Source organism: Streptomyces spiroverticillatus, assembly GCA_014650415.1.
GTDB lineage: Bacteria > Actinomycetota > Actinomycetes > Streptomycetales > Streptomycetaceae > Streptomyces > Streptomyces spiroverticillatus.
In genome coordinates this window covers 557,440-570,090 of record BMUX01000003.1, presented here as the reverse complement: position 1 = coordinate 570,090, position 12,651 = coordinate 557,440, and the positions used below count along the sequence as shown (strand labels likewise).

At 70.1% G+C, this 12,651-nt stretch carries 11 protein-coding genes; 7 read left to right on the top strand and 4 right to left on the bottom strand.

Features of this window, described 5'->3' with window-relative positions:
• Positions 1 to 503: 503 nt before the first annotated feature.
• The 4 genes from serS (at position 504) to IE269_RS10675 (ending at position 5,013) form a co-directional block, all read left to right on the top strand.
• Positions 504 to 1,781: a serine--tRNA ligase gene (gene serS, locus IE269_RS10690; RefSeq protein WP_189822594.1), complete on the top strand. Its 1,278-nt coding sequence runs from the start codon at positions 504 to 506 to the stop codon at positions 1,779 to 1,781.
• On the top strand, positions 1,778 to 2,623 hold the full coding sequence (locus IE269_RS10685) for an HAD family hydrolase (RefSeq protein ID WP_189822593.1): 846 nt from the start codon (positions 1,778 to 1,780) through the stop codon (positions 2,621 to 2,623). Before serS ends, IE269_RS10685 begins: the two co-directional genes overlap by 4 nt.
• A gap of 393 nt (positions 2,624 to 3,016) precedes the next feature.
• Positions 3,017 to 3,691, top strand: coding sequence for a FadR/GntR family transcriptional regulator (locus IE269_RS10680; protein ID WP_189822592.1), 675 nt, complete (start codon positions 3,017 to 3,019; stop codon positions 3,689 to 3,691).
• A 56-nt stretch (positions 3,692 to 3,747) separates the two neighbouring features.
• Positions 3,748 to 5,013, top strand: a complete 1,266-nt coding sequence (locus IE269_RS10675) for a CynX/NimT family MFS transporter (protein ID WP_189822591.1) — start codon at positions 3,748 to 3,750, stop codon at positions 5,011 to 5,013.
• Positions 5,014 to 5,156: 143 nt separating this feature from the next.
• On the opposite strand, the gene IE269_RS10670 is transcribed toward IE269_RS10675, so the two are convergent.
• From IE269_RS10670 to IE269_RS10655, 4 genes are read right to left on the bottom strand one after another with little or no spacing between them, the layout of a single operon-like run.
• Complete coding sequence (locus IE269_RS10670; protein WP_189822590.1) at positions 5,157 to 5,876, bottom strand: ABC transporter permease; 720 nt, start codon at positions 5,874 to 5,876, stop codon at positions 5,157 to 5,159.
• A gap of 15 nt (positions 5,877 to 5,891) precedes the next feature.
• The gene (locus IE269_RS10665) at positions 5,892 to 6,803 is read right to left on the bottom strand and encodes an ABC transporter ATP-binding protein (protein ID WP_189822589.1); all 912 of its coding nucleotides are present in this window, start codon (positions 6,801 to 6,803) and stop codon (positions 5,892 to 5,894) included.
• Positions 6,800 to 7,711 (bottom strand): ABC transporter permease, encoded by a 912-nt coding sequence (locus IE269_RS10660; protein WP_189822588.1) that lies wholly within the window; start codon positions 7,709 to 7,711, stop codon positions 6,800 to 6,802. Before IE269_RS10660 ends, IE269_RS10665 begins: the two co-directional genes overlap by 4 nt.
• Complete coding sequence (locus tag IE269_RS10655) at positions 7,701 to 8,729, bottom strand: ABC transporter ATP-binding protein (protein WP_229897563.1); 1,029 nt, start codon at positions 8,727 to 8,729, stop codon at positions 7,701 to 7,703. Before IE269_RS10655 ends, IE269_RS10660 begins: the two co-directional genes overlap by 11 nt.
• Positions 8,730 to 9,028: 299 nt before the next feature.
• Here IE269_RS10655 and IE269_RS10650 point away from each other — a divergent pair, with 299 nt between their 5' ends.
• The 3 genes from IE269_RS10650 to IE269_RS10640 are packed head-to-tail and all read left to right on the top strand — an operon-like array spanning position 9,029 to position 12,629.
• A complete protein-coding gene (locus tag IE269_RS10650; protein WP_189822586.1) occupies positions 9,029 to 9,895 on the top strand; it encodes a M24 family metallopeptidase in 867 nt (288 codons plus the stop codon).
• On the top strand, positions 9,892 to 11,697 hold the full coding sequence (locus IE269_RS10645) for an SDR family oxidoreductase (protein ID WP_189822585.1): 1,806 nt from the start codon (positions 9,892 to 9,894) through the stop codon (positions 11,695 to 11,697). Before IE269_RS10650 ends, IE269_RS10645 begins: the two co-directional genes overlap by 4 nt.
• Positions 11,694 to 12,629, top strand: a complete 936-nt coding sequence (locus IE269_RS10640; protein ID WP_189822584.1) for a metal-dependent hydrolase — start codon at positions 11,694 to 11,696, stop codon at positions 12,627 to 12,629. Before IE269_RS10645 ends, IE269_RS10640 begins: the two co-directional genes overlap by 4 nt.
• Positions 12,630 to 12,651: the final 22 nt, after the last annotated feature.

Below are 12,651 nucleotides of genomic sequence, written 5' to 3'. Positions count from 1 at the left end.
GGTCGACAAATCGCCCTAGCGACCCAAGATCCCTCCACAGGCCGACAGGTCCGGCAGTGTCAGCCCAATTGCCTTGTTCAACTCTTTAGTGGAGCAATTCCCACTCGAATGAGCGTGTGAAGGTGGTTTGGGCTGGGAATCCATCGTCCCGCACCCCCCTTTCGGAAGTGCCGATTCCGGAATCCACAGATCTTTCGCACACCCTGTGGATAACTTTCAGAAACGGCGCACCCTGTGGAAAAGAGGCCGCCCAAGGGCCCCCAACTCCCGCTTCCCACAAGGCGGGAGCGCGGGTCCGGGCCACCATCACCGCCCCGCCCACGGAAATGCACCCGCCTTTCCCGGCCCGCACGAAGTACCGCCCACCGGGCCCTTCGGCGCGATTCCGCACCCCCTCCCTCCGTACCTTTGCACCGAATTCCCATTTCCGGCAATCCGGACAAAAGAGAAGGTGCGTTGATATCCAGTCGAGGGGCGCAGGCAGGCACCGGTAGCCTGGAGGGGTGATTGACCTTCGCCTGCTCCGTGAGGACCCCGACCGTGTTCGCGCCTCCCAGCGCGCCCGTGGAGAGGACGTCGCGCTCGTCGACGCCCTGCTCTCCGCCGACGAGCGGCGCAGGTCGTCCGCCGTCCGCTTCGACGAGCTCCGCAACGAGCAGAAGTCGCTCGGCAAGCTCATCCCCAAGGCCTCCGGCGACGAGAAGGCCGAGCTGCTGAAGCGCACCGGCGAGCTCTCCGCCGCCGTGAAGGCCGCGGACGCCGAGCAGAACGAGGCGGCCGAAGAGGCCCAGCGTCTGCTCCTCCAGCTCGGCAACATCGTCCACGAGGACGTTCCGGTCGGCGGCGAGGAGGACTTCGTCGTCCGCGAGACGCACGGCACGATCCGCGACTTCGCCGCCGAGGGCTTCGAGCCCAAGGATCACCTGGAGCTCGGCGAGGCGCTGGGCGCCATCGACGTCGAGCGCGGCGCGAAGGTCTCCGGCTCGCGCTTCTACTACCTCACCGGTGTCGGCGCCCTGCTGGAGCTGGCCCTGGTGAACGCGGCGATCGCGCAGGCCACCGAGGCCGGCTTCGTCCCGATGCTGACCCCCGCGCTGGTCCGTCCGCGCGCCATGGAGGGCACCGGTTTCCTCGGCCAGGCCGCGGAGAACGTGTACCACCTGGAGAAGGACGACTACTACCTCGTCGGCACCTCCGAGGTCCCCCTCGCCGCGTACCACATGGACGAGATCATCGAGGCGGACAAGCTGCCGCTGCGGTACGCGGGCTTCTCGCCGTGCTTCCGCCGCGAGGCCGGTACGTACGGCAAGGACACCCGGGGCATCTTCCGGGTGCACCAGTTCGACAAGGTCGAGATGTTCTCCTACGTCCACCCGCACGACGCGGAGGCCGAGCTGGAGCGGCTGCTGGAGTGGGAGAAGCAGTGGCTGAACGCCCTTGAGCTGCCCTTCCAGGTGATCGACGTGGCGACCGGCGACCTCGGCGCCTCGGCCTCGCGGAAGTACGACTGCGAGGCGTGGATCCCGACCCAGGGCAAGTACCGCGAGCTGACCTCGTCGTCGAACTGCAACAGCTTCCAGGCGCGCCGCCTCTCGATCCGTATGCGCGAGGACAAGAAGGTCCAGCCGCTGGCGACCCTGAACGGCACGCTGTGCGCGGTCCCGCGCACCATCGTGGCGATCCTGGAGAACCACCAGCTGCCGGACGGCTCGGTGCGGGTCCCCGAGATCCTGCGTCCGTACCTGGGCGGCCGCGAGGTCCTGGAGCCGATCGCCAAGTGAGCACCGCCTCCACGGGCTCGGAAGCGTCCGCTCCGTTCCCGTACAAGCTGATCGCGACCGATCTCGACGGCACGCTGCTGCGTTCCGACGAGTCGGTCTCGCAGCGCACCCGCGACGCGCTCGCCGCCGCCTGCGCGGCGGGCGCCGCGCACATCGTGGTGACCGGCCGCTCGGTGGCCTGGACGAAGCACATCTTCGAGTCCCTCGGCTACGAGGGCCTCGCGGTGTGCGGCCAGGGCGCACAGGTCTACCACGCGGGCGAACGCCGGCTGCTGACCTCGGTGACGCTGGACCGGCAGCTGGCCGGTCTCGCACTGTCCAAGATCGAGGCGGAGATCGGCCCGCTGGCGCTGGCCGCGAGCCGCGACGGCATGGACGGCGCGGTACTGATCGGCCCCGGCTACCGGGTGCACGAGGGCGATCTGCCGTACGTCCCGTTCACGGACATCGCGGAGGTCTGGGCGGCCCCGCTGACCAAGCTGTACATCCAGCACCCCGGCATGTCCGACGACGACCTCGCCCGGGTCGCCCGCCAGACGGTCGGGAACCTGGTGGACATCGTCATGGCCGGCGAGGGGGTCGTGGAGATCCTGCCGCTGGGCCTGAGCAAGGCCACGGGGCTGTCCCTGGCGGCCCGCCGCCTGAAGCTGAAGGCGGCGGACACCATCGCCTTCGGCGACATGCCGAACGACGTCCCGATGTTCGGCTGGGCCGCGCACGGTGTGGCGATGGCCAACGCGCACGACGAGCTGAAGGCCGTCGCGCACGAGATCACCGCGTCCAACGAGGACGACGGCATCGCCGTGGTCCTGGAGAACCTGCTCGCCCGGTCCTCCCGCTGACCCGCCCTGCCCGCCCGCTGGGCGGGCGGCGGGGGTTCACGAAGGTACGGGGAGGGGCGGCCCGGCGCGATGCGCGCTGGACGAGGCCGCCCCGGGCAGTCTCCGCGGGGCCGCACGGCGGAGTGGCGGGTGTGTGCCCCCTCCGGTGCCTGCCCCACTCCGCTGCCCCGAACGGGAGCCGCGCGGACCGACGCATCGACGCATCGGTCAACGCCCGCTCCACCCCCGGTAGTTGGGCATTGCTGCCCCCCCCTACTGTGCGCGCCCCCGCTTGCCACCCGCCACTCATTTTCCAGCCGCGTGCACCATGCAACCATTCAGTTGTAGGATGACTGGGCAACCGGGCGAATCCATGCCCGGTCACAGGCGGACGGACCGGGAACGGGGCACGGCATGGCACTTCGGGCAGCAGGGCGGAAGTCCCTGGTGGACACCGTCGTGGAGCAGCTCCGCGACCAGCTCACCGACGGCGAGTGGTCCGTCGGCGACCGCATCCCCACCGAGCACGACCTCGCCGAGCAGCTCGGCGTCGGCCGCAACACCGTGCGCGAGGCCGTACGGGTCCTGGTGCACGCGGGGCTGCTGGAGTCCCGGCAGGGCAACGGCACCTTCGTCCGCTCGACCGCCGACCCCGCGGCCGTGCTGCGCGGGATGCAGCACGCCGGCGCACTCGACGTGCTGGAGCTGCGGGTGGCCCTGGAGGCGGAGGCGGCCCGGCTGGCCGCCGTGCGCCGCGACGAGGACGATCTGCGCGCACTGCGGGCCGCGCTCGCCGACCTGGAGGAGCAGGGGGATCGCGCCGCCGACCCCGATCTCGCCTTCCACCTCGGGATCGTCGAGGCCACCCACAACGCGGCGTTCACCGAGGTCTACCGCTTCTTCTCGGCCCAGGTGCACGAGTCGCTGGTGACCTCGCTCGGCGACCACGAGATGCCGCCCATCGACCTGGCCGCGCACGCCGCCCTGGTCGACGCCGTCGAGAGCGGTGATCCCGCCACGGCGGAGCAGGCGGCCCGTGCGCTGCTCCAGGTCCCCATCGACGTCATTCGGGGCCTGGTCGGCCGCTGAGGCCTGTCCCGCACCCCCTTCACTTCTCTTCCCTCCCCCTCTGAAAGGTGTTCGCCTTGTCACGCCCGGAAGCCGATCAACTCCTGCTGGACGCCGAGGCCGATGTCCGGCCCACCCCTCAAGGGGTCGCCGCGCGGCGGGCGTTGCTTGCGCATCCGGTGATCCTGATGGTCGGCATCGTGCTGGCCTCGCTCAACATGCGGGCGGCACTCGCGAGCGTGTCCCCGCTGGTCGGCGAGATCAGTGACGCCTTCGGCCTGTCGTCGACGGCCACCAGTCTGGTGACGTCCGTGCCGGTGCTCTTCCTGGGTGTGGGCGCGATGGTCGCCCCGTGGCTGGGCCGGCGGTTCGGCACCGAGGTGGTGCTGTTCTTCGCGCTGGTGCTGCTGGGCATCGGCATTCTGGTGCGCGTCGTGCCCTCGACGGTGGCGCTGTACGGCGGCGGTGTGCTGATCGGTGTCGCGATAGCCCTCCTCAATGTGCTGATGCCCGGTCTGATCAAGCGGGACTTCCCCGACAGGGCCGCGTCGATGACGTCGGTCTACACGGGCTCGATGATCGCCGGTGCCACGGTCGTGGCCGCCGCCTCGGTGCCGCTGGAGAAGGCCTTCGGGGGGAGCTGGGAGGCGTCGCTGGCGTTCTGGTCGCTGCTGGCGGCCGTGGCGGCGGTGGCCTGGCTGCCTCAGGTGCTGATCGCGCGGGGCCGTACCGGGCACGAGGTGCGGGTCGCCCCGCAGGCCGGGGCCGCGCCGAAGAGCGTGTGGCGCTCGGCGCTGGCCTGGCAGGTCACTCTCTTCATGGGCCTCCAGTCGTTGTGGTCGTACGTCCTGATCGCCTGGATGCCGACGATCTTCACGGATCACGGGATGAGCCGTTCCACTGCGGGTGTGGTCTTCGCGTTCAACAACCTGATCCAGGTCGCGGGTGCCTTCGGGGTGCCGCTGCTGGCGGGGCGGATGCGGTCGCAGCGGCCGCTCGTGGTGCTGGTCTCCTCTCTGGTCGCGGGCGGGTACGTCGGGCTGATGGTCGCCCCGGTGTCCGGGGCCTGGCTGTGGTCGGCGATCCTCGGCGTCGGCCAGGGCGGTGCCGTGGGTCTGGCGCTGACGATGATCGTGCTGCGGGCCGGGGACGCGGCGACGGCGGCGCGGCTGTCCGGCATGGCGCAGACGATCGGCTATCTGATGGCCGCCGTGGGCCCGCTGGCGGCGGGCGCCGTGTACCAGGTGACCGGCAGTTGGACGGTGCCGATCGCCCTGATGCTGGGCGTGTGCGCGACGGCTCTGGTGGTGGGCCTCTTCGCGGCCCGGGATCGTAAGATCTGACGCTTTTGAGGTGTCAAGGTCCGAGGGATCGATGTCCCAAGGGCCAGGCAATCCCGACCTGTTGCTGAAACGGGAGCGCCCCCGGTTCGTATGTGACATACAAACCGGGGGCGCTTCGCGTTCCCAAAAGGGCCCGCTTTCGGCTATTCATCACCCGCAAGAGTGAGCGAACGCAGCTTCTGCCCCGCGTACCAGGTGGCCAGACCCGTGACGACGACCAGCAGGATCACCGCAGTCGGCAGCCCGACGTCCGAGGCGATCGCGCCGTCCGCCCCGATCTTCTCGGCCAGGGACAGCGCCCACTGTTGAATGCTGAGGGTCCGGGCGCCCGGCACCAGGCTGCCGAACAGGGCCTCCCACACCAGCGCGTACACCAGGCCGAAGACGACCGCGTGCCGCGAGACCGTGCCCAGCAGCAGGAAGACGGCGCTGTAGGCGATCGAGGCGACGAGGGCGGCCACCGTGTAGGCGATGGCGATCTGGCTGCCGTTGCCGTTCAGGATGAGGCCCGCGATGAAAGTGGGGATCGCGGAGAACGCCATGGTGACGGCGATGGCCACGATCAGCTTGGTGAAGATGATCGTGGGCCGCTTCACCGGCTTGGACAGCAGGTAGACGATCGAGCCGTCGTCGATCTCCGGGCCGATCGCGCCCGTGCCCGCGATGACGCCGATCAGCGGGACCATCGTGGCGAGCGCGAAGCCGCCCAGGACGTCGGCGGCGACGCCGTCGTCCACGCCGACCAGCATGCGCACCGCGACCGCGATCACGATGAGCAGGGCGGGCAGCAGGAAGAGGATGGCCGCGCGGCGGCGGCCGAGCAGGGCCCGGTAGGTGAGCCGGGCGACGGTGGGTTCGTACATCGCAGCAAGCTCCTTTCAGGCCGTGACGAGGTAGGAGAAGACCGATTCGAGGGACTCGTCGGAGGGCTGCACCGTGAGCAGGCGGATGCCGTGCGCGCGGGCGACCTGCGGGAGCAGCTCGGTGAAGCGGCCGAAGTCGACGGCCTGGATGCGCAGGGCGCCTTCGGCGCGGTCGACCTCGATGCCGGCCGTGGACGGGTCGGCGATGAGCGCGGCGGCCAGGGCGCGGTCGTCGCTGGAGCGTACGAGATAGCGGTGCGGGCGGTCCGTCATCAGGCGGCGGATCTTGCGGAAGTCGCCCGAGGCCGCGTGCCGGCCGGCGACGATCACCTCGATGTGCGAGGCGAGCTGTTCGACCTCCTCCAGGATGTGCGAGGAGAACAGCACCGTGCGGCCCTCACCGCCCATGCGCCGCAGCAGGTCCATCAGCTGCATGCGCTGGCGGGGGTCCATGCCGTTGAACGGCTCGTCGAGGAGCAGCACCGCCGGATCGTGCACCAGGGCGGAGGCCATTTTCACGCGCTGGCGCATGCCCTTGCTGTACGTGGCGACCTTGCGGTCCTGGGCGTACTCCATCTCGACGGTCGCGAGCGCCTTCTGTGCCGCCTGCTCGTCCAAACCATGCAGTTCGGCGTTGGCGACGACGAATTCGCGGCCGGTGAGGAAGTCGTACATCGCCTCCCGCTCGGGGACGACGCCGATCTCCTTGTAGACGCTCTCGTTGCGCCAGATCGGGTTGCCGTCGAGGGTGACGGTGCCGTTGGAGGGGGCGAGGAAGCCGCCCATCATGTTGATCAGGGTGGACTTCCCGGCGCCGTTGGGGCCGAGGAGGCCGGTGACGCCGGGGCCGATGCTCATGGTGACGTCGTTGACGGCGACCACGTTCCCGAACCAGCGGGAGGCCTTGGTGATGTCGATCGTGGTCACAGTCCGACCTTCCGGTAGCGGCGCATCAGGACGGCGTACGAGCCGGCGATGAGCCCGAGAACGACCAGCAGGTAGACCACGCCTGTCCCAGCACCGGGGCCGGTGCCACCGGGGAAGTTCGAGGTGGCGCCGAGGAAGGCGGTCTGGACGCCGTCGATGAGGGTGGCGGGCGAGAAGAGGCCGAGCCACTCCACGGCCCCGTTGGCCTCCTGTGCGGAGGCGATGGCCTGGACGGTCGAGACGGCACCGTAGGAGATGGTGAACACGGCGATGACGGCGGCCACGCCGAAACCGCGGCGCGGTGTCAGGGCGGCCATCACGAGGCCGAGACCGGCGAACAGCAGCGACAGCAGTGCCACGGAGACCAGCCCCTGTCCGAAGCCCTTGGTCTGGGCGCCGAAGTCGAACTTCGCGAGCAGCGCGCCCGCGTAGAGGATGACGAGCGGGATCGCCGTGAGGGCGAACAGGGCCGAGGCCATCGCCGCGTACTTGGCCAGCACGTAGTCCCGGCGCTCGATGGGCCGTGAGAAGTACAGCGGCACCGTCTTGAAGCGCAGGTCGCGGGAGACCGTCTGCGGCGCCTGTGCGGCCAGGTAGAGGCCGATGACGGGCTGCAGGGTGATCGCGAACGCCGTGTAGGAGAGCGGCAGTTTCGTCATGGTGCCCGCGGGGGCCGCCACGGCGACGGCGACGATGATCGCCGCGGTGGCGGTCATGACGCCGAACAGGACCATCGGCAGCACCTTGGACTTGGCGCTGCGGCCCAGTCCGTACGCTCCGCGCAGGGACTGCGAGTAGAGCGAGCGGCGGGCGTAGGCGCGGCCGAGGCGGGGGCCGTCGTACTTGCGGTAGCCGATGTTGTGGATGCGCGTCGGGTCGGCGCCCTGCGGCGTGAGCTCAGTTGCCATCGTGGCCGCCTCCCTTCTGCTTGTCGTTCCACTGGGCGCCCCAGGCGGCGGGCGCTCCGGAGGTCACCGGCTGGGCCCCGGCGTGCTGTTCGGTGCGGAAGACCTCCGCGATGTGGTGGCGGCGCTGTTCCATGCGGACCAGGCCGATGCCCAGGTCGGCGACGGTGTCGCGGACCAGGTCGTACGTGGCGTCGCCCTCGCCCTCGACGAGGAGGATGTGACCGGCGCCGGGCAGACCCTGCTCCTCTGCCGCGTGCAAAGTGACACCGGCGGCGGTGAGTGCCTCGCGCAACGCGCGCGTGCCGTCGGGGTGGGTGTCGGAGTCGGTGACCTCGACCGCGAGGGTCGTGGTCGTCTGGGTGAAGTCACTGGTCGAACTGGACCGCAGCAGCGCTCCGCCGTCGATGACGACGACGTGGTCGCAGGTGCGCTCCAGTTCGCCCAGGAGGTGCGAGGTGACCAGGACCGAGATCCCGAAGTCGGTGTGCACGCGGCGGATCAGGCCGAGCATCTCGTCGCGGCCGACCGGGTCGAGGCCGTTGGTGGGCTCGTCGAGGAGGACCAGCTGCGGGTCGTGGACCAGGGCCTGGGCCAGCTTCACCCGCTGCTTCATGCCCGTCGAGTAGCCGCCGATGGGGCGGTAGCGCTCCTCGTAGAGGCCGACGTGCCGCAGGGTGTCCGCGGTGCGCTCGCGCGCGGCGGTCGCGGGCAGTCCGGACATCCGCGCCATGTGCACGACGAACTCGGTGGCCGAGACGTCCGGCGGGAGGCAGTCGTGCTCGGGCATGTACCCCACGCGTTCGCGGATCTCGGCGCCGCTGGTGGCGACGTCGAGTCCGAGCACGGCGGCCGTGCCCTCGGTGGCGGGGGACAGGCCGAGCAGGATCTTGATCAATGTGGACTTGCCGGCTCCGTTGGCGCCCACCAGACCCGTTACTCCGGGTCCGATGTCCAACGTGAGCCGGTCAAGCGCGGTCACCCGGGGGAACCGCTTGCTCAGGGCTTCGGTTGCGATCACGGCAGTCACAAGTCCGAAGGTAGTGGCGCAGGCCACATTCCACGTCAGCCCTGGCGGTTGTTCTCCTCTCCGCCTCTGGTCGTACGGACCCGTAGGGGGGAGCGGTACCAGGGGCGGACCCGGCCCTCCGGAGCAGTCCCGGGAGGGACCTGGGAGGGGCCCGGGAGGGAAACACGGTGGGATTGTGCGGAGTTATCCACAGGCAGTTATGCACAGCCCTTGACGTAGCCGCCGGGCATTGTCACATTCATCAGTGTCAAGTTACGGACGCGTACCGCTACACGGGACGGACGGGTGGCATGACCTCAGCAATCTCAGAAGTCTCCGGCACACGGGGCGAACTCACCGCGGAACTGCGGGGATTCAGACAAGTGCAGCGCCTCGCGTACGAATGCGCCGAGGCCGTCGCCGGACAGCTCAAGCCGGGTGTGACGGAGCGTGAGGCGGCCCGGATGCAGCGGGTGTGGCTGCGCGAGCGCGGGGTGCGCGACTGGTTCCACCTGCCGTTCGCGTGGTTCGGGGACCGGACGGCGTTCACCGACTTCCGGATACCGCTCCAGTTCTTCCCGACGAACCGGCGGCTGGAGGCGGGGATGCCGTTCATCCTCGACATGGCGCCCGTCCACCAGGGCTACACCGCGGACATCGGCTACTCCGGCTGCCTGGGCCTGAATCCGGTGCACGACCGGCTGCTCGCCGACCTGGAGGCGCACCGCGCCCTGATCCTCGACCAGGTGCGCGAGAAGCGCACCCTGCGGGAGATCTACGAGAACGTCGAGCGACTCATGGTCAGTCAGGGGTACGCCAACCGGCACCGCGCGTATCCCTTCGGCGTGATCGCCCACAAGGTCGACCGGGTGAAGGAACGCCGCTGGTCACCGCATGTGTTCGGGTTCGGGACGCAGTCGCTCAAGGGACTGGCGGGCGATGCGCTGCACGGGCACCGGGACGGCTGGTCGCCGCTGTGGAGCCCGTACAAATTCTCCGACCATCCGCCGCAGCCGGGCCTGTGGGCGGTGGAACCGCACCTCGGATTCCGGGGTACGGGCGCGAAGTTCGAGGAGATCCTGGTGGTCACCGACTCCAAGGACCCCGAACAGAGCGCGTTCTGGCTGGACGACGATCTGCCGCACGTGCGGCGCTGGGCCGAGGAGAAGGCGGCATGAGCGTGGAGAAGGCACACCCCGCAGCGGGGACGACAGGCCCGGAGGGCGCGCGCGAGCGCCGGGTGCGGACCGGCGGGATCGAGCTGTGCGTCGCCGAACTGGGCGACACCGCGCACCCGACCGTGCTGCTGGTGCACGGCTACCCCGACAGCAAGGAGGTGTGGTCCGAGGTCGCGACCCGCCTGGCGGACCGCTTCCACGTGGTGCTGTACGACGTGCGCGGGCACGGCAGGTCGCAGGCGCCGAAGCCGCTGCGCGGAGGATTCACCCTGGAGAAGCTCACCGACGACTTCCTGGCGGTCGCGGACGCGGTCAGTCCGGACAGGCCGGTGCACCTGGTGGGGCACGACTGGGGGTCCGTGCAGTCCTGGGAGTTCGCGACGGTCAAGCGGACGCAGGGGCGCATCGCGTCCTTCACCTCGATGTCGGGGCCGTCCCTGGACCACTTCGGCCACTGGATCAAGAAGCGGATGTCCCGGCCGACCCCGCGCCGTGCCGCCCAGCTCCTCAACCAGGGCATCAAGTCCTGGTACGTGTACATGCTGCACACCCCGGTGCTGCCGGAGCTGGCGTGGCGCGGGCCGCTCGGCAAGCGCTGGCCGAAGATGCTGGAGCGGATCGAGAAGATCCCGGCCGGCGGGTACCCGACGTCCTCGCTGCCGCAGGACGCGGCGCACGGCGCCTGGCTCTACCGGGACAACGTGCGCACCCGGCTGCGCAGGCCGCGCGCCGACGCGTACGCGCACGTACCCGTGCAGCTGATCACCCCGACCGGCGACGTCTTCCTGTCGGAGCGTCTGTACGACGAACTGGAGCTGTGGGCTCCGCAGTTGGTACGTCGCACACTCCCCGCCAAGCACTGGGTGCCCCGCACCCGGCCCGACCAACTGGCTGCGTGGATAGCCGAGTTCGTCACGGCGAACGAGGACAGCACGGCGGGGGTCGCCCCGCGCGAGTCCGTGGCGGGCGGCAAGTACGCCGACCGGTTCGGCGGGCAGCTGGTCCTGGTCACCGGCGCCGGCAGCGGGATCGGGCGGGCCACCGCCTTCGCGTTCGCCGAGGCGGGGGCGCGGATCGTGGCGGTGGACCGGGACGCGGAGGGGGCGTCCAGGACCGCCGAGCTGGCCCGGCTGATCGGGGCGCCGGACGCCTGGGCGGAGGTCGTCGACGTCAGCGACGCGCAGGCTATGGAGAAGCTGGCGGAGAAGGTCGCCGCCGACTACGGCGTCGTGGACGTTCTGGTCAACAATGCCGGGATCGGCATGTCCGGTTCCTTCATGAGCACCTCGGCGGAGGACTGGAAGAAGGTCCTGGACGTCAATCTGTGGGGTGTCATCCACGGCTGCCGCACCTTCGGCAAGCAGATGGCCGAGCGCGGCCAGGGCGGTCACATCGTCAACACCGCGTCCGCCGCCGCGTTCCAGCCCTCCAAGGCGCTGCCCGCGTACAGCACCTCGAAGGCGGCGGTGCTGATGCTCAGCGAGTGCCTGCGCGCCGAACTGGCAGGCCAGGGCATCGGGGTGAGCGCCATCTGCCCCGGCCTCGTCAACACCAACATCACCGCCACCTCCCGCTTCACCGGGGTGTCGGAGGAAGAGGAGAAGCGCAAGCAGAAGCGGTCGTCGCGGCTGTACGGACTGCGCAACTACCCGCCGGAGAAGGTCGCCGACGCCGTACTGCGCGCCGTGGTGAAGAACCAGGCGGTGGTGCCGGTGACGCCGGAGGCGCGCGGTGCGCATCTGATGTCCCGCTTCACGCCGAAGGCGCTGCGCGCGATCGCCCGATTGGAGCCGCCGTTGTGAGCACCGATCCGCTGGAGACCGAACCCCGCGACGCCGGATACGTCATCGCACCGCGCCGCGTCTCCTTCGACTGGCACGCAACACCGCTGCACTGGATACCCGACGAGCCGACCGCCACGCACGTCATCAACGTGCTGCACCTGCTGCTGCCGGCCGGTGAGCGGTGGTTCGTACGGGTCTTCAAGGAGGCGCTGCCGCTGGTGCACGACCCCGAACTCCTCCAGCAGGTGAAGGGATTCATGGGCCAGGAGGCCACGCACAGCGTGCAGCACAGCTACGTGCTGGACCACCTCGCCGAGCAGGACCTGGACACCGCCGCGTACACCCGGCACGTCGACTTCCTCTTCGAGAAGCTGCTCGGCGAGACACCACCGCTGAACCTGCCGGTGCCCACCCAGGAGTGGCTGCGCTTCCGGCTCTCCGTGGTCGCGGCGATCGAGCAGTTCACCGCCGTCCTCGGCGACTGGGTGCTGCACGCGGAGGGCCTGGACCGGGCCGACCCGGACGCGGTGATGCTGGATCTGCTGCGCTGGCACGGCGCGGAGGAGGTCGAGCACCGGGCGGTCGCCTTCGACATGTACCAGCACTGCGGCGGGGAGGGCCTGCCCCGCTACGCCCGCCGCATCGAGGGCATGGCCGTGGTGGCGCCGGTGATGCTGTGGCTGTGGGCGTGGGGGGCCTCGTACCTCATACGTCACGACCCGCAGCTCGCCGGGAGGCTGCGCTACTCGCTGCGCGAGCACAACAGGGCGGTCGCCAAGGGGCTGCTGCCGACCTGGCGGGAGCTGGGAGCGGCGATACCCCGGTACCTGCGGCGGTCGTACCATCCCTCGCAGGAAGGCTCGCTGCGCAAGGCCGTGGAGTACCTGGCCACCTCGCCCGCGGCGCGCGCCGCGGCGGGTGCGGTGGGGCGGGCGGCACTGCGGCCCTGAGCCGGCCGGCCGACCGGAAGGA

Coding starts and splice junctions, on each gene's coding strand:
- IE269_RS10660 (WP_189822588.1), bottom strand. CDS start 7,711: ATGGCAACTGAGCTCACGCCGCAGGGCGCCGACCCGACGCGCATCCAC.
- IE269_RS10645 (WP_189822585.1), top strand. CDS start 9,892: ATGAGCGTGGAGAAGGCACACCCCGCAGCGGGGACGACAGGCCCGGAG.
- IE269_RS10670 (WP_189822590.1), bottom strand. CDS start 5,876: ATGTACGAACCCACCGTCGCCCGGCTCACCTACCGGGCCCTGCTCGGC.
- IE269_RS10650 (WP_189822586.1), top strand. CDS start 9,029: ATGACCTCAGCAATCTCAGAAGTCTCCGGCACACGGGGCGAACTCACC.
- IE269_RS10680 (WP_189822592.1), top strand. CDS start 3,017: ATGGCACTTCGGGCAGCAGGGCGGAAGTCCCTGGTGGACACCGTCGTG.